Annotated in this window: 19 protein-coding genes; 14 read left to right on the forward strand and 5 right to left on the reverse strand. The window is 45.5% G+C overall.

Annotated features, from left to right (window positions below; genetic code table 11):
• The first annotated feature begins 189 nt into the window (after positions 1-189).
• From nudF to parC, 6 genes are all read left to right on the forward strand, one after another.
• On the forward strand, positions 190-840 hold the full coding sequence (nudF, locus tag NB463_RS06910) for an ADP-ribose diphosphatase (protein ID WP_012842164.1): 651 nt from the start codon (positions 190-192) through the stop codon (positions 838-840).
• Complete coding sequence (locus tag NB463_RS06915; RefSeq protein ID WP_005395930.1) at positions 840-1,283, forward strand: DUF1249 family protein; 444 nt, start codon at positions 840-842, stop codon at positions 1,281-1,283. The genes nudF and NB463_RS06915 overlap by 1 nt, the downstream gene beginning before the upstream one ends.
• A 61-nt stretch (positions 1,284-1,344) precedes the next feature.
• Complete coding sequence (gene cpdA, locus NB463_RS06920; RefSeq protein WP_257082699.1) at positions 1,345-2,151, forward strand: 3',5'-cyclic-AMP phosphodiesterase; 807 nt, start codon at positions 1,345-1,347, stop codon at positions 2,149-2,151.
• 47 nt (positions 2,152-2,198) lie between these two features.
• A complete protein-coding gene (yqiA, locus tag NB463_RS06925; protein WP_053808564.1) occupies positions 2,199-2,783 on the forward strand; it encodes an esterase YqiA in 585 nt (194 codons plus the stop codon).
• Positions 2,784-3,032: 249 nt separating this feature from the next.
• On the forward strand, positions 3,033-4,913 hold the full coding sequence (gene parE / locus NB463_RS06930) for a DNA topoisomerase IV subunit B (protein WP_005395924.1): 1,881 nt from the start codon (positions 3,033-3,035) through the stop codon (positions 4,911-4,913).
• A 3-nt stretch (positions 4,914-4,916) separates the two neighbouring features.
• Positions 4,917-7,202, forward strand: a complete 2,286-nt coding sequence (gene parC / locus NB463_RS06935) for a DNA topoisomerase IV subunit A (RefSeq protein ID WP_258432482.1) — start codon at positions 4,917-4,919, stop codon at positions 7,200-7,202.
• A 37-nt stretch (positions 7,203-7,239) separates the two neighbouring features.
• On the opposite strand, the gene degS is transcribed toward parC, so the two are convergent.
• From degS to zapG, 3 genes are all read right to left on the reverse strand, one after another.
• A complete protein-coding gene (gene degS, locus NB463_RS06940) occupies positions 7,240-8,304 on the reverse strand; it encodes an outer membrane-stress sensor serine endopeptidase DegS (RefSeq protein WP_046873999.1) in 1,065 nt (354 codons plus the stop codon).
• Positions 8,305-8,494: 190 nt separating this feature from the next.
• On the reverse strand, positions 8,495-9,862 hold the full coding sequence (locus NB463_RS06945) for a Do family serine endopeptidase (RefSeq protein ID WP_258432481.1): 1,368 nt from the start codon (positions 9,860-9,862) through the stop codon (positions 8,495-8,497).
• 203 nt (positions 9,863-10,065) lie between these two features.
• The gene (gene zapG, locus NB463_RS06950; protein ID WP_258432480.1) at positions 10,066-10,509 is read right to left on the reverse strand and encodes a Z-ring associated protein ZapG; all 444 of its coding nucleotides are present in this window, start codon (positions 10,507-10,509) and stop codon (positions 10,066-10,068) included.
• A gap of 195 nt (positions 10,510-10,704) precedes the next feature.
• Between zapG and zapE the strand changes: the two genes are divergently transcribed.
• From zapE to sspB, 8 genes are all read left to right on the forward strand, one after another.
• On the forward strand, positions 10,705-11,808 hold the full coding sequence (gene zapE / locus NB463_RS06955; RefSeq protein WP_161444858.1) for a cell division protein ZapE: 1,104 nt from the start codon (positions 10,705-10,707) through the stop codon (positions 11,806-11,808).
• A 250-nt stretch (positions 11,809-12,058) separates the two neighbouring features.
• Entirely contained in the window at positions 12,059-12,487 is a 429-nt protein-coding gene (rplM, locus tag NB463_RS06960) for a 50S ribosomal protein L13 (RefSeq protein WP_012842158.1), read from the forward strand.
• Positions 12,488-12,502: 15 nt separating this feature from the next.
• Complete coding sequence (rpsI, locus tag NB463_RS06965; protein ID WP_005372876.1) at positions 12,503-12,895, forward strand: 30S ribosomal protein S9; 393 nt, start codon at positions 12,503-12,505, stop codon at positions 12,893-12,895.
• Between the two features lie 618 nt (positions 12,896-13,513).
• Positions 13,514-14,104 carry a ubiquinol-cytochrome c reductase iron-sulfur subunit gene (gene petA, locus NB463_RS06970; protein WP_005396462.1) on the forward strand — a complete coding sequence of 197 codons (591 nt, stop codon included), beginning with the start codon at positions 13,514-13,516 and terminating at the stop codon, positions 14,102-14,104.
• Positions 14,104-15,369: a cytochrome b gene (locus NB463_RS06975; protein ID WP_005372880.1), complete on the forward strand. Its 1,266-nt coding sequence runs from the start codon at positions 14,104-14,106 to the stop codon at positions 15,367-15,369. Before petA ends, NB463_RS06975 begins: the two co-directional genes overlap by 1 nt.
• Positions 15,366-16,103, forward strand: a complete 738-nt coding sequence (locus tag NB463_RS06980; RefSeq protein WP_053808569.1) for a cytochrome c1 — start codon at positions 15,366-15,368, stop codon at positions 16,101-16,103. Before NB463_RS06975 ends, NB463_RS06980 begins: the two co-directional genes overlap by 4 nt.
• 96 nt (positions 16,104-16,199) lie before the next feature.
• Positions 16,200-16,835 carry a stringent starvation protein SspA gene (sspA, locus tag NB463_RS06985; RefSeq protein WP_005372897.1) on the forward strand — a complete coding sequence of 212 codons (636 nt, stop codon included), beginning with the start codon at positions 16,200-16,202 and terminating at the stop codon, positions 16,833-16,835.
• A gap of 17 nt (positions 16,836-16,852) precedes the next feature.
• Positions 16,853-17,338: a ClpXP protease specificity-enhancing factor gene (gene sspB / locus NB463_RS06990; RefSeq protein ID WP_053808570.1), complete on the forward strand. Its 486-nt coding sequence runs from the start codon at positions 16,853-16,855 to the stop codon at positions 17,336-17,338.
• 68 nt (positions 17,339-17,406) lie between these two features.
• Here the strand turns inward: sspB and NB463_RS06995 are convergent, their stop codons facing one another.
• Positions 17,407-18,072 (reverse strand): BON domain-containing protein, encoded by a 666-nt coding sequence (locus NB463_RS06995; RefSeq protein WP_005396458.1) that lies wholly within the window; start codon positions 18,070-18,072, stop codon positions 17,407-17,409.
• A 21-nt stretch (positions 18,073-18,093) separates the two neighbouring features.
• Positions 18,094-18,684, reverse strand: a complete 591-nt coding sequence (locus NB463_RS07000) for a phosphoheptose isomerase (RefSeq protein WP_005372901.1) — start codon at positions 18,682-18,684, stop codon at positions 18,094-18,096.
• Positions 18,685-18,686 lie beyond the last annotated feature (2 nt).

The following is an 18,686-nucleotide window of genomic DNA, read 5'->3' on the forward strand; positions in this document are numbered from 1 at the left end:
GTTTAACTCAATTTGCACGATATTTACTCTAAAGTTTGCACTTTTTTACACGTAATTATCCAGTTGTGCAATAAGTTTTCACCAAAGACTTAAATTAATTTGTAACTATTGTACAAAAAGTTGAGCCAAGTCCTTTGAGCAAGCGAATAACAATGAGTAAACTACAAGATTCACTCAGAGAGGTGTCGAATGCAACAGTGTGACAAACAACAAAAGGATTTTACTTCGCAAGATGTAAAAGTCATCTCGAAAGAAACCTTATTTGAAGGCTTTTTCAAAATGGTGAAATATCGCTTTCAGCATAAGCTATTTGCTGGAGGTTGGAGCGAGGTTGTCGAACGAGAAATGTTCGAGCGTGGTCATGCTGCAGCGATGCTTCCTTATGATCCAAATACGGATCAAGTGGTTATCATTGAACAGATTCGAGTAGGAGCCTTAGAGCATCAACACCCATGGCAGCTAGAGATTGTCGCGGGTATGATTGACCGTGATGAATCAGCTGAAGCCGTCATTCGCCGAGAAGCTGTCGAAGAGGCGGGGATACAAGTGGGGCGTGTTGCGCCAGTCACTTCTTATTATCCTTCTGCTGGCGGTTGCTCGGAAAAGTTGGACGTATTTGTTGGTGAAGTGGACGCATCTAAAGCGCACGGCATTCATGGTTTAGACTATGAGAATGAAGATATTCGCGTACATGTTTTGAGTCGTGAGCAAGCATATCAATGGGTGAAAGACGGAAAATTTGAAAATGGTGCGTCGATTATTGCGTTGCAATGGTTGCAATTAAACCATCAAGAGTTGAAGTCACAGTGGGGGCAACCCCAAATGGTGGAGAGTAAGTAATGGCACAAGTGGCTGAAAAACAGAGGTATCATGTTGATTTAGCGGGTCTAATGAGAACCTATGAGACCAACTACGCTAAATTGAACGCCTTATTGCCTGCTTCTGCCGAAGTTGGGGATGTACGCTGCTATCAAGCGGCGAACATGGTTTACCAACTGACCGTGAATGAAATCACAAAATACACCACAGTTGTTGAGATATGTCAGAGTGATGAAACGCCAGTGTTTCCTTTACCGACGATGTCTGTCAGGCTTTATCACGATGCGAGAGTAGCCGAAGTATGCTCAAGCGGAGAGTTCTCTCGCATAAAAGCTAAGTATGATTATCCCAACGACCAACTGATGCAGAAAGATGAAAAGCATCAACTAAACACATTCCTCGGTGAATGGCTGACGTTTTGTTTACGAAGTGGTATCAGTAGAACACCACTTGCCTTCAATTGATCGTCACGTCACTAAAGGAAAATAACAAATAACGATATAGTGGACGAATCAGGTTTTCATTTTGCAATCATCTAGTGACAGCATCAAACTTTTACAAATTACGGATACTCATCTGTTTGCTGCCGATGAGGGAAGTTTGCTGAGCGTAAAAACGGCCGATAGCTTTAACGCTGTTGTTGCTGATGTTTTACGCCGCAACGTGACGTTTGATTACATCTTGGCGACAGGGGATATTTCCCAAGACCATAGTGCAGAATCTTACCAGCGCTTTGCCGAAGGCATTGAACCGCTAGAGAAAGACTGCTTTTGGCTGCCTGGTAATCATGACTACAAGCCCAATATGGGCAGTGTATTACCTTCGCAACAAATCAAAGCGACAGAGCATGTATTGCTTGGCGCGCATTGGCAGTTGGTTCTTTTAGACTCGCAAGTTGTTGGCGTTCCCCACGGACGCTTGAGTGATCAGCAGTTAGCGTTACTCGAAGAAAAGTTAGTAGAACACCCAGAAAGGCACACACTTGTGTTGCTGCATCACCATCCATTATTGGTGGGAAGCGCGTGGCTTGATCAACATACCTTAAAAGATGCCGAAGCGTTCTGGCAGGTTGTCGATCGTTTTGATAACGTGAAAGGCATTCTCTGTGGTCATGTTCATCAAGACATGAATGTGCTTCATAATGGTATTCGAGTGATGGCAACACCCTCGACGTGTGTTCAGTTTAAGCCCAACTCGGATGATTTTGCCCTCGATACGACTTCGCCTGGTTGGCGTGAACTGCAGTTGCACGCTTGTGGTGAGATTACGACCCAAGTGGGCCGACTTCCTGACGGCCAGTTCCAACCAGACTTCTCTTCTAACGGATACTAACGCGCCCGAGCTCTATGTTCGGGCTCGCTTTTTTGTGCGAGATATCTATGAGTAAACCTTCACTTCTTCTGTATATCCATGGTTTTAACAGCTCCCCACTTTCAATGAAAGCCAATGTGATGAGAGCATACTGCGAGCAGCATCGTCCTGATATCAAAGTGATTGTTCCCCAGTTACCTTGTTATCCTCAACAAGCGGCGAAAATGTTGTTGGATATCATCGAACAATATAAAGACGATTATAACATTGGTCTGGTGGGCAGCTCATTAGGCGGCTTTATGTCAACGTGGCTAAATGACAAGTTTGGATTTAAAGCGGTTGTGGTCAACCCCGCGGTTAAGCCCTATGAGTTGTTAGTAGATTATTTGGGTGAGCAAACTAACCCTTATACGCACGAAACCTATACACTTGAAGCTTGTCATATTGACGAGTTAAAAGCTCTTGATGTACAAAGCATCGCGTCGCCACATTCTTTCTGGTTGTTACAGCAGACAGAAGATGAGGTTTTAGACTATCGACAAGCGGTAGATAAGTTTGCAGACGCTAAGCAAACAGTAGAACAAGGCGGTGATCACAGTTTTGTAGGCTTTGAGCGTTATCCTGCACAGATTATCGAATTTCTAGAACTGTAATTCGAAAGCGATTGGAAAAGGCTCATAGTTTTTATTGATATATCCAACCGTTTCTTGACATGGGCGGTATGCTTTCCGACTATGTTTTGCCAAAAGATCTTAAGGGTCGAGGACCCTGGCTACTTTGTTATGCATCATGTTTACAAGCACTTAGTGATGTGAACAGGGTGGCTTTTTCGTTTCCTGAGTATGGGTTCACCCATTGGTGATATTCAGGCAACAAGTAAACTTTGAGAATAATTCCGTATTATGACTGAACAATATAATGCTGGTGCCATTGAAGTACTGAATGGCTTAGAGCCAGTACGTCGCCGACCAGGGATGTATACGGATACAGCGCGCCCAAACCATTTGGGCCAAGAAGTTATCGACAACAGTGTCGATGAAGCGCTAGCCGGACATGCCTCAAAAGTACAAGTCATCCTACATGCCGACCAATCACTAGAAGTGATCGATGATGGTCGAGGCATGCCTGTTGATATCCACCCAGAAGAGAAAGTGTCAGGCGTAGAGTTAATCCTATGCAAGCTGCACGCAGGTGGTAAGTTCTCTAACAAAAACTACCAATTCTCTGGTGGTTTGCACGGGGTAGGTATTTCGGTAGTAAACGCGTTGTCAAAACGCGTTGAAGTAACCGTTCGTCGTGATGGCCAAGTGTATGAAATTGCATTTGAGCACGGTGATAAAGTCTCTGACCTGACCGTAACCGGCACGTGTGGTCGTCGCAATCGCGGTACCAGCGTGCATTTCTGGCCTGATGCGAAGTACTTCGATTCAGCTAACTTCTCTGTTACGCGCCTAGTCAATAATCTGCGCGCAAAAGCGGTTTTGTGCCCGGGCCTAGAAATTACATTAACCGACAAAGTTAATGGTAAAGACTATAAGTGGTACTACGAAGACGGTCTTAAAGACTATCTTGCGGAAGGCGTAAAAGGCTACCCAGTTATTCCTGAAGAACCATTTACTGGTGAGTTCTTGGCGGATACCGAAGCGGCAAACTGGGCGGTAATTTGGCAGCCAGAAGGTGGTGAGATGATCACCGAAAGCTACGTTAACCTGATCCCAACCGCTCAAGGTGGTACGCACGTTAATGGTCTACGCCAAGGCTTGTTAGAAGCGATGCGCGAATTCTGTGAGTTCCGTAATCTATTACCTCGTGGCGTGAAGCTAACGGGTGATGACGTTTTCGACCGCTGTTCTTACGTGTTGTCGGTTAAAATTCAAGATCCGCAATTTGCAGGCCAGACCAAAGAACGTCTGTCCTCTCGTCAAACTGCGGCATTTGTCTCTGGCGTAGTAAAAGATGCGTTCAGTCTTTGGTTGAACGAAAAGCCTCAGCTAGCAGAGCAATTGGCAGAAGTCTGTATCGCTAATGCGCACCGTCGTATGCGTGCAGCGAAAAAAGTCGTACGTAAGAAAGTGGCGTCCGGCCCGGCACTGCCAGGTAAGTTGACCGACTGTTCAGCACAGGATTTAAGTCGCACTGAAATCTTCTTTGTGGAGGGTGACTCTGCGGGGGGCTCGGCAAAACAGGCACGTGACCGTGAGTTCCAAGCTGTGATGCCACTGCGTGGTAAGATCTTGAACACGTGGGAAGTCTCTGCTGACCAAGTATTAGCATCTCAAGAAGTACACGATATTTCAGTGGCTTTGGGGATTGATCCTGACAGCGATAACCTTGATGGTCTTCGTTACGGTAAGATCTGTATCCTTGCCGATGCGGACTCGGATGGTCTTCACATCGCAACGCTGCTTTGTGCACTGTTCACTCGTCACTTCCGTGCACTGGTTGAAGCGGGCCATATCTATGTGGCGATGCCGCCTCTGTATCGAATCGATTGCGGGAAAGAAGTGTTCTACGCCCTCGATGACGATGAAAAAGATGGCATTTTAGAGCGCTTGTCGAAGAAGAAAGCCAAAATCAACGTGCAACGATTCAAAGGTCTGGGTGAGATGAACCCACTTCAGTTGCGTGAAACCACCATGGATCCGAACACGCGTCGCTTAGTGCAGCTAACCATTGACGACTCTACGGCGACCATGGAAATGATGGACATGCTGCTAGGTAAAAAGCGTGCAGATGACCGTCGTTCTTGGCTACAAAACAACGGCGACTTGGCAGAGGTGTAACGGATGTCTACAGAAATTACCTACGATGGCGTCGAACAGTTGCCAATGCGCAAGTTCACTGAAGACGCTTATCTGAACTACTCGATGTACGTCATCATGGACCGTGCATTGCCATACATTGGCGATGGCTTAAAGCCGGTTCAACGACGTATCATTTATGCGATGTCAGAGCTTGGTCTCTCTGCATCAGCAAAATACAAAAAATCTGCACGTACCGTTGGTGACGTGTTAGGTAAATACCATCCGCACGGTGATTCAGCGTGTTACGAAGCGATGGTATTGATGGCTCAGCCATTCTCTTACCGCTATCCATTAGTCGATGGTCAAGGTAACTGGGGTGCGCCAGATGATCCGAAATCATTCGCGGCAATGCGTTATACCGAAGCAAAACTGTCTAAGTTTGCTGAAGTATTGCTAGGCGAACTGGGCCAGGGTACGGTCGAATGGCAACCTAACTTTGATGGCACAATGAAAGAGCCACAAATGTTGCCAGCACGTCTGCCTCATATCCTGCTTAACGGTGTAACCGGTATTGCAGTTGGTATGGCAACAGATATCCCACCGCATAACGTTCGTGAAATCGCAGATGCGACTATTCATTTGATCGACAACCCGAAAGCAGAACTGCCGGACGTGATGCAATATGTTAAAGGTCCGGATTACCCAACAGAAGCAGAAATCATCTCGCCGCAAGTGGATATTGAGAAGATTTACCGCAACGGTCGCGGCAGCATCAAGATGCGCGCGGTGTGGCACAAAGAAGGTTCTGATATCGTTATCACCTCTCTGCCACACCAAGTATCGGGTGCAAAACTGCTTGAGCAAATCGCTAACCAGATGCGTGCGAAGAAGCTACCAATGGTTGACGATCTTCGTGACGAGTCGGATCATGAGAACCCAACGCGTATCGTTGTGGTACCTAAGTCAAACCGCGTCGATTGTGATTTGTTGATGAACCACTTGTTCGCATCAACGGATCTTGAGCGCAGCTACCGCGTTAACTTGAACATGATTGGTTTGGATAATCGTCCTCAAGTTAAAGGTCTGGTGCAAATTCTGTCAGAGTGGATTGAGTTCCGTCGCACGACCGTACGTCGCCGTCTACAACACCGCCTAGACAAAGTCATGGCTCGCTTACACATTTTGGAAGGTTTGTTGGTTGCTTACCTAAACCTAGATGAAGTGATTGAGATCATCCGTACTGAAGATGATCCTAAAGCGGTATTGATGGCACGTTTTGGTATTACCGATATCCAAGCGGATGCGATTCTAGACACCAAACTTCGTCACCTAGCCAAACTAGAAGAGATGAAGATCCGTGGTGAGCAAGACGAGCTAGAGAAAGAGCGTGAGAAGCTAGAACAGCTACTCGGTTCTGAGCGTCGTCTAAACACACTACTGAAAAAAGAAATCAAAGCGGATGCTGAGAAATACGGAGATGACCGTCGATCTCCATTGGTTGAGCGTGCAGAAGCAAAAGCGCTTACTGAGCGTGATCTTGTTCCAAGCGAACCAATCACGGTTGTGCTTTCTGAGAAAGGTTGGATTCGTCACGCGAAAGGCCATGACGTAGATGCAGAAGGCCTGAACTATAAGTCGGGTGATAAATACTTAGCGCACGCACGAGGTAAGAGTAATCAGCCTGCGGTATTCCTAGGTAGTGACGGTCGAAGTTACTCTCTGGAATCGCACTCGCTGCCTTCTGCTCGTAGTCAAGGTGAGCCGATTACCGGTCGTTTGAATATTACGGCTGGTAGCAGTATTCGCCAAGTGATCATGAGTGAAGAAGATCAGCTGTGGCTGGTGGGCTCTGATGCAGGTTACGGCTTTGTATGTAAAGGCGCTGACTTGCTGTCTAAAAACCGCAGTGGTAAAGCGCTGGTCACTTTACCGGCTAACTCTGAGGTCATGACGCCAAAAGCGATTGAAGATTTAGATTCTGATGAAATCTTAGCAATCACTAACCAAGGTCGCATGCTGCTGTTCCCAATCAAAGACCTGCCACAACTGGCGAAAGGTAAAGGGAATAAGATCATCAACATTCCTGCTGCTAAAGCAAAAGAGCGAGAAGAAGTACTATCTCACTTAATGTCTTTACCAAAAGGTGCATCGTTAACGCTGTACGCGGGTAAGCGAAAGTTGGGTCTTAAACCGTCTGACCTTGATAACTTCCGTGGCGAACGTGGTCGCCGAGGTGGGTTATTACCAAGAGGTTTGCAGCGAGTCACTCGCATTGAAGTTGAGCTGGATGATTCCGATACGACGGAAACACCGAGCGATAGCGAGTAACGCACAAATAAAAATCCCAGCCAATGGCTGGGATTTTTTATGCTTCTTGCTTGTCTTCAGCAATCGTGACTTTCAAGCTCATCTCTTTTCCTTTGCGAATGATGCCGACGTCCACGGTGGTGCCAGGACGTAAATCGGTGACGATATCCATAACGCTCTGACGCCCTTGCACTTTATTGCCATCAATACTGATAATGATGTCCTGCTTTTGGAAGCCTGCCGCATTGGCTGGACCATTTGGATCAATACCAAGCACGACAATACCACCTATGTGTTCATTTCCAAGTAGGCGAGCAGTGACCGCATTAATATCTTGGCCGTCGATACCAATATAGCCACGAATCACGCGACCATCAGCGATGATTTTCTGCATGATCTTGCTGGCTAGTGGCGCAGGGATCGCAAAGGAAATACCGTAAGTTTCTAAATCGGTCGCTTGCTGGAAAGAGGCGGTATTGATGCCGACGAGCTCACCTTGAGTATTCACTAGGGCGCCACCAGAGTTCCCCTCATTGATGGCGGCATCGGTTTGAATAAATGCTTGGCGACCGTCGCTAATAGATGAGCGTCCTGTTGCTGAAATAATACCGAACGTTGTGGTTTGCCCAAGGTTGTATGGGTTACCGATGGCTAGGACCACATCACCAACTTGTGGTTTGTAATTAGAGTTAAGAGGAATAACAGGTAAATTCGAACCTTCGACACGAAGTACGGCAATGTCTGTGCGTTTATCCGTGCCAACTAGCTGAGCTGCCGCGGCTCTACCGTCTTGTAATGCGACAACAATTTGGTCTGCTTGAGCAACCACATGGTAGTTGGTAATGATGTAGCCTTTCTCACTGACAATAACACCTGAACCCAGACCTTGAGTCGAGAGTTTACTGCGATCATTTTCAACATATTTACGGCTGTAGATGTTTACTACGGCAGGTGCTGCTCTTCGCACCGCCTGATTAAATGTCAACTCAACGGACGCGATATTAACAGGTTGCGGATCTAGCGCGGCAGGAATTACGTTGTGGCGCAAAGATGGCACCGCCAGTAATACCACTGCGGCAGTAGCCAAGCCTAAAAAGACAGAACGTAATAAAAAGCTGAGCATATCCTCTCCATGCATGAGCGCCAAAATGGCATAGAAGATGAAGAATAGCATTACATTGAAAAATAACAAAAGGGCAGCACGGAATCGTGCTGCCCTTTTCATTAGCTATTGAGCGATAAGGAAAAGTATTCGAGGCTTATTACTCGGTGCTATGCATCGAAAACCTTATTTCCTATCACTTTGAAAGTGACTAACGAATAACAAGATAAATAGTACGTTCGCCACGCTGAATATTCAGAGCCAATACGCCTTTGTGTTTATCCACGATTGCACGAAGCTCAGCAAGGTTTTTCACGCGCTGGCGGTTCACACCGATAATGATGTCTCCTTGTTGTAATTGATATTGAGCGGCCGGAGAGTTATCTGCAACGCTCGATACTTTAACGCCTTGAATTGCATCACTTGGTGTCGTATTGCTTAATTCCGCACCCTTGAGCCCTTCGTGTAATGTTTCGGCTTTGGCTTTCATATTTGTAGATTCGCCAAGCGTTACATCAAAGGTTTTATTCTTACCATCTCGAACCACACCTAATGTGATTTCTTTTCCTGCGCCCAGCGTTGCCACTTTTGCGCGGAGCTCTGAGAAAGTATTAATCGCTTTGCCGTTTACCGATACAATTACATCACCGGCTTTCAATCCAGCTTTATCGGCTGCGCTGTCTGGTACGACTTGACCAATAAAGGCCCCTTTACTTGACTCGTAACCTAATGCATCAGCCAGCTCAGAGGTTACTTCACCGCCCTGTACACCCAACATGCCGCGTTTGACTTCACCAAACTCTAGAATTTGCTCGGTGAGGTTTTTCATCATGTTGGACGGAATCGCAAAGCCAATCCCCACGTTACCGCCGTTAGGGCCTAAAATCGCAGTATTAATACCGATCAGCTCACCATTAAGGTTGACCAATGCACCACCAGAGTTACCGCTGTTAATTGCGGCATCGGTTTGGATGAAGTTTTCGAAGTTTTCAACGTTTAAGCCACTACGGCCTAACGCTGAGACGATGCCCGACGTCACGGTTTGACCAAGTCCGAATGGGTTACCAATCGCAACCGTAAAGTCACCTACGCGAAGTTTATCGGAATCTGCGACTTTAATTTGCGTTAAGTTTTTCGCTTTTTCTAATTTAAGCAACGCAACATCGGCCATCTCATCTCCGCCAACGAGCGTAGCGTCATACTCGCGACCATCATAGAGGCGAACTCGAATCTCATCCGCGCCCTTGATTACGTGGTAGTTAGTGACGATATGCCCTTTTTTCGCATCAATAATGACACCAGAACCTAAACCTCTGAACGGGCGCTCGCGCCTTTGCTCCATCGGAAAGTCCGGTCCAAAGAAGAATTGAAATTGTTCGGGAATACGGCTGGTTTGTACTTGTTTGCCTTCTACAGCAATACTCACAACAGCAGGGGTTACTTTCTCAAGCATGGGCGCCAAGCTAGGTAACTGTTGGCCATCCACATTTAAAGGTAATGCGGCGGTGGCTTGAAGTGGCGCAATAATAGAGCCCAAACTCAGAGATAGAACGGTGAGCGCAAGCAGTGGTTTTTTCATCCAATAACTCCTCTTGAAACATGTCTGCCAAAAAGAAATATCCGAACGGTTAGTTCACTTTGTTAATAACTAATATAGGGCCTAGTTCGGATAATCAAAGGGGGAGGCAGTTCACATCCAAGTTAGAGCAAAGGTAAGGAGAAAAAGTTCAAAAAAGGGCCGATACAAATGTATCGGCCCTAATAGGTAGAGGTAAGAGAAGATTATGATGCTTTTGCGGTTACCGCTTCGGGAGCATTAATGATTTCTTTCTCTTGATCCTTTAAAAGACCCGTTGCGCCATTGGCGTAGTCTTTTGGCTGTTCGCTAAACTCTGGTTGATCTTCTGCAATAGCTTCAGAAGACATTGCCGTTTTCTTATCAAACGGGTTGTCTTGCTCTGGCAAGTTTGGCAAAAGCTCAGAAGAGGTCTTAGCCATATGTTGGTACAGCTTGGTGTAATCTTTACCTAGTGTATCCAACATTTCTGCGGTTTGTGCAAAATGATCGACGAGCTCTTGACGTTGTTGCTCTAGTTCAAACTTGGCCGCTTCAAGTTCTTTCTGCACAGACTTTTGTTTCTTGTATTCAGGGGTGGTTAGTCTACTAATGACTACGCCTACGATTGTACCGACCAGCAAACCCACAATGGCATAAATCCAAGGCATAACTGCTCCTTATAGTTGTTTTAACAAGTCTTTTACTACTTAGTTACACGCGGTGCCAGTCCATGTTACTATGGCTTGAACAGCCGATAAAGAAAAATAGCAGTATGTCTTCGGGGACTGATAACTACTTCTCTCTATTCTCAAAGTTGACCCCGAGGTAACCCTTTTCCCAGTACCTCTATACGACTTAATACGATGACACCACTACAACAATATCAAAAAGACATAGCAGAACACGGGTTTCAGCGTGATGAAGCTCAGTATCAAGCGGTCGTTGCATTAGATAAGCTTTACCATGCTATCGTTGAATTTCAGTCAGCTCCTGTGCCCCAGCTTTCCAAATGGCAAAAGCTCATGGGGAAAAAAATCGACATGCCTGAGCCCCCAAAAGGTCTTTACTTTTGGGGAGGAGTCGGACGCGGTAAAACGTACCTCATGGATGCGTTTTTTGATGCTTTACCAACCCAAAGAAAAATGCGCGTACACTTTCACCGCTTCATGTATCGAGTACATGATGAGTTGAAGCTGTTAGGTGATGTCGAAAATCCGCTAGCAAAAGTAGCGGATAAATTCAAAGAAGAAGCGGATGTGGTTTGCTTTGATGAATTTTTTGTCTCTGACATTACGGATGCGATGATCCTTGCAACGTTACTCCAAGAGATGTTCAAGCGGCAGATGATCCTAGTCGCGACTTCAAACATCGAACCGCAGAACTTATATCGTAATGGCTTACAAAGAGCGCGCTTTTTGCCTGCAATTGATATGATTTTGGCACGCTGTGACGTGTTGAATGTTGATAGTGGCGTTGATTATCGCTTAAGAACGCTTGAACAGGCCGAAATATACCATTATCCACTTGATGAACAGGCCAACATTAATCTCAACAAGTATTATCAGCAGCTGACGGGCGAACGTCAGATCGTCGCTCATCAAATCGAAATCAATCACCGTCAGCTTGAGGTAATTGAAGCGAGTGATGGGGTTCTGCATGCGTCTTTTGCTCAGTTATGCCAAACCGCTCGCAGTCAAAATGACTACATTGAGTTGTCCCGTATTTATCACACGGTATTACTGGCGGATGTTCAACAGATGAATCGTAAAATAGATGATGCAGCGAGACGTTTTATTGCACTGGTCGATGAGTTTTACGAGCGCAATGTGAAGTTGATTATTTCTGCTGAAGTGCCAATGGAAGACTTATATACTGAGGGGCAGCTCGAGTTTGAATTTAAGCGCTGTTTGTCTCGGCTCACTGAGATGCAAAGTCATGAGTACCTCGCGCGTGAGCATTTGGCCTAAATCTAGTGTGTTCTTAAAAAGTGAAGAAAAAATTAGTGATTTGGCGCAAAAAAAGGTGATTTTTTCTTCGCTCTTCTCTATAATCCTGCGACCCACCGTTACTGCAGACCGGATTATCGAAGTTATTTCGAAATTGAAGGTCGAGAGTACCAACGACTCGAAGGGGTGATGACTGGGCTCTTAGACAGTGTGGGAGCACCAGAACGGTGTTCCTTAAAGTTTAAATTTTAATTAACGGGTTATTATTAGCATGAAAACTTTCGTTGCTAAACCAGAAACTGTAAAACGCGACTGGTACGTTGTAGACGCTGAAGGTAAAACTCTTGGTCGTCTAGCAAGTGAAATTGCATCTCGCCTACGTGGCAAACATAAAGCTGAATACACTCCTCACGTTGACGCTGGTGACTACATCATCGTTATCAACGCTGAGAAAGTTGCTGTAACTGGTAACAAAGCTAAGAACAAAGTGTACTACCGTCACTCTGAGTTCCCAGGTGGTCTAAAATCTATCACTTTTGAAAAGTTGATCGATCGTAAACCTGAGATGGTTCTTGAGCTTGCAGTTAAAGGCATGCTTCCACGTGGTCCTCTAGGCCGTGCTATGTACCGTAAGCTTAAAGTTTACGCAGGCGCTGAGCACAACCATGTTGCTCAACAACCACAAGTACTAGACATCTAATTGGGGATTTCGAAAATGGCAGAGAATCAATACTACGGCACTGGCCGTCGCAAAAGCTCAGCTGCACGTGTTTTTATTAAACCAGGCAGCGGCAACATTGTAGTAAACAAGCGTAACCTTGACGAATACTTCGGTCGTCCAACAGCTCGCATGGTTGTACAACAACCTCTAGAACTTGTTGAACTAACTGAAAAGCTAGACCTTTACGTAACAGTTAAAGGCGGCGGTATTTCTGGTCAAGCTGGTGCTATCCGTCACGGTATCACTCGCGCGCTTATGGAATACGATGAGTCTCTACGTCCTGCTCTACGCGCAGCTGGCTACGTTACTCGTGACGCTCGTTGCGTTGAACGTAAGAAAGTTGGTCTACGTAAAGCACGTCGTCGTCCACAGTTCTCTAAGCGTTAATTTCCTCTTATTGGAAATTCTGCTTTTCAGAGTTACTCTGGAAACTGTGTACCAAAAGCTCGGCTCTATGCCGGGCTTTTTTGTTTTTAAAGAAATAATACCTGCCTATCAATATCCATTTGTATTCACTTATAACTAGGCTCAGAGTAAGGCTTCTTCCTTACCATACGTTATAAGCTTATTTATCTGCTGTGGGTGCCTTTACGTCTTAATATCCCTGCAACATGTTTTAAAATGCCTACTCGTCTTTTTTGCGTATGCGGCGTGCTACAAAAGTGAAAATACAAACAACGTAAGTTGAATGCGCACTAAGAAATATTTTGCTGTGTAATTAACTGAAAACTACCAAGATAAAAGGTTTGAATAGCTTTCAGCAGAACTTCCATGTTGTGCTTTCTTGTTACAAATCACATCAATTTTTTATAATTCTGCCGCTTTTGTGACGACGCGAGCGATTTGCCTCACAAATGTTACAAAAAGGTAGCTTTATCTTGTCAAAAAGTAGGGTTTTCTTTATCATTTCCCTCCAATAAATAGAACTAAATTCATTATTTGTTAGCCATGCTCTTATAAGCGGAATAATAACGATCCAAAGGGAGCAAATGGGAGAATGTTTGGATGAGCAACGCGCCTTTAAATAACGGTCGCAGGCGTTTTCTAACCGCTACAACGGCAGTTGTTGGTGGGTTAGGGGCAGTCGCCGTCGCCGTGCCTTTTATCAAATCATGGAATCCGAGTGCCAAAGCCAAAGCGGCAGGTGCACCGGTGGAAGTGGATATAAGTAAAATTGAACCAGGTCAGCTGGTTCGTGTCGAGTGGCAGGGGAAACCTGTATGGATTGTTCGCCGCACTCAAAGCGTTCTAGATAACTTAAAAACGATCGGCGATAAGCTTCGTGATCCGCAATCTGAAATGGAACAGCAGCCTGAGTACGCTCAGAATGAGTTTCGTTCGATTAAGGAAGAGTTTTTTGTCGCTGTTGGTTTCTGTACTCACCTAGGTTGTTCACCAACCTATCTACCAGACTCTTTCTCAGAGCAGGTCCAGGGCGTAAGATCTGGCTTCTTCTGTCCTTGTCATGGTTCTAAGTTCGATATGGCTGGTCGAGTGTTCCAAGGGGTACCTGCTCCATTGAACCTTGTCGTTCCTAAGCACATGTATTTGAGCGACACCAAGCTCATTGTGGGTGTTGATGAGGGGGATGCATAATGCAAGCAATGTTAGACTGGGTTGAAAAGCGTATTCCTGCAATGAATGCTTATAAAAAGCATTTGTCTGAATACCCAATGCCTAAGAACTTCAACTTTTGGTACCTTTTCGGTTCTCTGGCGATGCTGGTTCTGGTTAACCAAATCCTAACGGGTATTTGGCTAACGATGAACTACGTTCCTTCTGGTGACGGTGCGTTTGCTTCTATCGAGTACATCATGCGTGATGTAGAGTACGGTTGGCTTCTACGTTACATGCACTCAACTGGCGCATCTGCGTTTTTCGTTGTTGTGTACTTGCACATGTTCCGTGGCCTGATCTACGGCTCATACCAAAAACCTCGTGAACTATTGTGGATCTTCGGTATGTTGATCTTCCTCGTTCTAATGGCTGAAGCATTCATGGGTTACCTACTGCCATGGGGTCAGATGTCATACTGGGGTGCGCAGGTAATCATTTCTTTGTTTGGTGCGATTCCTGTTATCGGTGATGATCTAACGCTTTGGATCCGTGGTGACTACATCATCTCTGGTGCAACGTTAAACCGTTTCTTCGCACTACACGTTATTGCACTGCCTATCGTTCTGCTTCTTCTTGTGGTTCTGCACGTATTGGCGCTGCACGAAGTCGGCTCAAACAACCCTGATGGTATCGAAACTAAGCTACCAAAAGGTTCAATGGGCGATGATTACAAGACACAGTTCAAGTTCCACGATTACTACACGAAGAAATACGACATTATCGACTCTATTCCTTTCCACCCATACGGCACGGTTAAGGACTTAGTTGGTGTGGCTGGTTTCTTGTTCTTCTTCTGTTACGTGCTGTTCTTTAACCCAGAAATGGGAGGATACTTCCTTGAACCGCCTAACTTTGAAGCTGCAAACCCACTGAAGACACCAGAGCACATTGCTCCGGTATGGTACTTCACGCCGTTTTACGCAATCTTACGTGCGGTTCCAGACAAACTATTAGGTGTTATCCTAATGGGTGCGTCAATTGCAGTACTGTTTGTTCTACCTTGGTTGGATCGTTGTAAAGTTCGTTCATACCGTTACCGTAGCAAACTTCATCTGTTGAATATTGTACAGTTCACTATCGCCTTTATCGCTCTGGGTATTTTAGGTGCGTTACCTGCAACACCAACGTACACACTACTATCTCAGATCTTTAGCTTGTGTTACTTCATGTTCTTTGTGTTGCTGTTCTTCTACAGCAAAAATGAAGCAACCAAACCATTACCAGAGAGGGTGACATTCAAATGAAGAAGTGGATTGTAATTCTATTTGCTATGTTGCCATCACTAGCGATGGCAGCGGGGGCTAACGTTCCGCTTGATAAAGCGAATGTTGACCTAACGGATAAAGCTTCGCTACAAAACGGTGCGAAGTTGTTCATGAACTACTGTTTTGCTTGTCACTCAACGCAGTATCAGCGTTATGAGCGTGTAGCAACAGACTTGGAAATTCCAACAGACTTAATGAAAGAAAACCTGATTTTCAATCCTGAAGCGAAAATCGGTGATCTAATGGTCAACGCAATGCCACCGAAGCAAGCGGCAAACTGGTTTGGTGCTCCACCACCAGATCTTACGTTGGTTGCACGAGTTCGTGGTGCTGATTGGTTATACACTTACTTACGCTCTTTCTATGTTGATCCATCTCGTCCATTCGGCGTGAACAACATTGTCTTCCCGAGTGTTGGTATGCCACATGTGCTCGAAGAGTTACAAGGTATCCCGACGCCGATTTACGATACGAAAATCGTAGATGGCGAAGAAGTAAAAGTTGTTGTTGGTACTGAAACAGACGGTACGGGTGAGCTGAGCGAAGGCGAATACGACAAAGCGGTTGGCGACCTAGTGAACTTCTTGGTTTATTCAGGTGACCCAGTGCAACTTGAGCGTCATGCTTTAGGTTGGTGGGTAATGGGCTTCTTAGTGCTTCTAACTATCGTTGTCGTGATGCTCAAGAAAGAGTATTGGCGCGATGTGCATTAATTGTGCTAAAATACCGTGCTAATTCCCAATTTTAATTGATGTACAATGGAGGCTTAGCCTCCATTGTTTTTATTTGTAAGTGTACTGGAGGGCTCCATGGCTGTAGCTGCCAATAAACGTTCTGTGATGACTCTTTTCTCAAGTGCATCAGATTTGTATAGCCATCAGGTTCGCATTGTACTAGCTGAAAAAGGCGTAAGTGTTGAAGTTGAGCTTGTTGACGAAGCAAACCTTCCTGCTGAGCTTGTTGAGCTAAACCCATATAAATCAGTGCCAACTCTTGTTGACCGTGAGCTAGCTCTTTACGATTCAAAAATCATCATGGAGTACTTGGACGAGCGTTTCCCTCATCCACCTCTAATGCCGGTTTACCCTGTTGCTCGCGGCAACAGCCGCTTGATGATGTACCGTATCGAACGCAACTGGTATTCACTCGCTGAAAAAGTGATGAAAGGTAATGCGGAAGAATCAGAAAAAGCACGCACAAAGCTGCGTAATGATCTTCTGACGTTAGCGCCAATTTTTGCTGAATATGAGTACTTCATGAGCGAAGAATTCAGCTTGATCGACTGTTACCTAGCTCCATTATTGTGGCGTCTGCCTCAACTTGGTATCGATCTGGTTGGCCCTGGTTCAAAAGAAATCAAGGTGTACATGAACCGCGTATTTGAACGTGATTCGTTCCTTGCTTCTTTAACTGAAGCTGAACGTGAAATGCGCCTAGTTCGCTAAGCGATTTTAAACACGTTATGGATATTGCAAAAATGACTGCTCGCCGCCCGTATATGCTTCGCGCATTTTACGATTGGTTAGTAGACAATGACTTGACTCCTCACTTGGTTGTGGATGCAACGATGCCGGGCGTACGTGTACCGGTTGAGTTTATTCAAGATGGTCAAATTATTTTGAATATTGCACCACGTGCGGTGGGTAATCTTGAGTTAGGTAATGATGCGATTACCTTCCATGCTCGTTTTAGTGGTCGTCCGCACTCGGTAATTGTGCCTGTTTATGCGGTTCAAGCGATTTACGCCCGTGAAAATGGTGCGGGAACCATGTTTGAACCGGAAGAAGCTTATACTCATATCGAAGAAGAAACGATGGAAGAAGAGCAGTCCCCATCGTTTACTACGGTTAGTGATGACGTACCTCAAGCTGAGGACTCGGAGCCTGGTGATGACGAAAGTGAAGCACCTCGCCCGAAAGGCAAACCAAGCTTAAGAGTTATTAAATAAAAAAAGCAGCGTAACGCTGCTTTTTTTCTTTTTAGTGTCTTGACGTGTTTTCAAGTGATGTTTCGCAATTACTCAATCGTAAATGCTTCGACGTTGGCTTCATTTTCCGCGTTTGTCTCACTTTCTATTGTTTGTACACCGTCACTCGGTAAGTCCACTTCAACAGGTTCCATTTCGCCATATTGGAACCCTTTAATGACTTGTTTTACGCCAGAGATATTACGCGCGATTTCTGTCGCTCGCTCGCCTTGCTCTGGTGTGACATAACCAAACAGAAAAACGTCGCCGTCTTCAGTGATCACTTTAACCTTAACGCCATTGAGTTCAGAGTCGGTCAGCAAGGCTGATTTTACTTTGGTTGTGATCCAACTGTCGTTGCTAATTTGAGTGACAGTGAGTGGCTCTTTTTGTTTGATTTGATTGTGTATGACTTTCACACCACTAACTTCTCGAGCTCTTCGCTCTAAAGCATGAATAAGGTCTTGCGTTGGAGCCTGACCCATAAGAACAACCGTACCGTTGTAGGAGCTGGCAACCACACGAACTTCACCTTTAAACGGCGCCTTGTTACCGATCGCCGCAACTTCGAATTCGATGTTGTTGTCTTGCCAAATTTGTTTTGTACTGCGTGTGTCCGTGACAATATTTGCTGTGGTTGCAGCGCCAGCGATAAACAAGCCAGCGCAACCACTTAAACTCAATGCTGTTAATAAGATAACGAGGCTACGTATCATAATTCTGACCCTCAGTCTTGGTTACTCTTCATGAGCAGGGAAAAGCACCTGGTCAATAAGGTCACAAAGACAATGGAGTGTCACCATATGTACTTCGTGAATACGTGCAGTGCGGTGTGATGGAATGCGAATTTCGACGTCGTTCTCACCAAGCAGTCCTGCCATCTCACCGCCATCTTTGCCTGTTAGCGCGATAATCGTCATGTCTCGAGTTACGGCCGCTTCCATCGCTTTGATAATATTTTTGCTGTTACCGCTAGTCGACATGGCAAGCAGAATGTCGCCTGGCTGGCCAAACGCTCGTACCTGTTTTGAGAAAATTTCCTGGTAGTGGTAGTCGTTTGCAACAGCGGTCAGGGTTGTATTATCGGCTGTTAAGGCCATTGCAGGTAGGCTAGGGCGCTCAGTTTCAAAACGGTTTAAAAGACAAGAAACAAATTGTTGAGCGTTTGAAGCACTGCCGCCATTACCACAACATAAAATTTTGTTGCCATTGAGCAAGCTTGAGACCATCGCTTGGGCCGCGTGAGTAATGGCATCGGGCAGCGCCTCTGCTGCTGCGATTTGAATTTGAATACTTTCTGTAAAGCTGTCTTTAATGCTGTCTAGCATCG

Source organism: Vibrio sp. RM-41-2B (assembly GCF_024744415.1).
GTDB classification, from domain to species: Bacteria; Pseudomonadota; Gammaproteobacteria; order Enterobacterales; family Vibrionaceae; genus Vibrio; species Vibrio diabolicus.

Bases quoted from the DNA above. Each gene is read 5' to 3' on its own strand.
- NB463_RS06980 (WP_053808569.1), top strand. From the start codon at position 15,366: ATGAAGAAGTGGATTGTAATTCTATTTGCTATGTTGCCATCACTAGCG.
- NB463_RS06945 (WP_258432481.1), bottom strand. From the start codon at position 9,862: ATGAAAAAACCACTGCTTGCGCTCACCGTTCTATCTCTGAGTTTGGGC.
- NB463_RS07000 (WP_005372901.1), bottom strand. From the start codon at position 18,684: ATGCTAGACAGCATTAAAGACAGCTTTACAGAAAGTATTCAAATTCAA.
- rpsI (WP_005372876.1), top strand. From the start codon at position 12,503: ATGGCAGAGAATCAATACTACGGCACTGGCCGTCGCAAAAGCTCAGCT.
- zapG (WP_258432480.1), bottom strand. From the start codon at position 10,509: ATGCCTTGGATTTATGCCATTGTGGGTTTGCTGGTCGGTACAATCGTA.
- nudF (WP_012842164.1), top strand. From the start codon at position 190: ATGCAACAGTGTGACAAACAACAAAAGGATTTTACTTCGCAAGATGTA.
- yqiA (WP_053808564.1), top strand. From the start codon at position 2,199: ATGAGTAAACCTTCACTTCTTCTGTATATCCATGGTTTTAACAGCTCC.
- degS (WP_046873999.1), bottom strand. From the start codon at position 8,304: ATGCTCAGCTTTTTATTACGTTCTGTCTTTTTAGGCTTGGCTACTGCC.
- NB463_RS06995 (WP_005396458.1), bottom strand. From the start codon at position 18,072: ATGATACGTAGCCTCGTTATCTTATTAACAGCATTGAGTTTAAGTGGT.
- rplM (WP_012842158.1), top strand. From the start codon at position 12,059: ATGAAAACTTTCGTTGCTAAACCAGAAACTGTAAAACGCGACTGGTAC.
- NB463_RS06915 (WP_005395930.1), top strand. From the start codon at position 840: ATGGCACAAGTGGCTGAAAAACAGAGGTATCATGTTGATTTAGCGGGT.
- zapE (WP_161444858.1), top strand. From the start codon at position 10,705: ATGACACCACTACAACAATATCAAAAAGACATAGCAGAACACGGGTTT.
- parE (WP_005395924.1), top strand. From the start codon at position 3,033: ATGACTGAACAATATAATGCTGGTGCCATTGAAGTACTGAATGGCTTA.
- NB463_RS06975 (WP_005372880.1), top strand. From the start codon at position 14,104: ATGCAAGCAATGTTAGACTGGGTTGAAAAGCGTATTCCTGCAATGAAT.
- parC (WP_258432482.1), top strand. From the start codon at position 4,917: ATGTCTACAGAAATTACCTACGATGGCGTCGAACAGTTGCCAATGCGC.
- sspB (WP_053808570.1), top strand. From the start codon at position 16,853: ATGGATATTGCAAAAATGACTGCTCGCCGCCCGTATATGCTTCGCGCA.
- petA (WP_005396462.1), top strand. From the start codon at position 13,514: ATGAGCAACGCGCCTTTAAATAACGGTCGCAGGCGTTTTCTAACCGCT.
- sspA (WP_005372897.1), top strand. From the start codon at position 16,200: ATGGCTGTAGCTGCCAATAAACGTTCTGTGATGACTCTTTTCTCAAGT.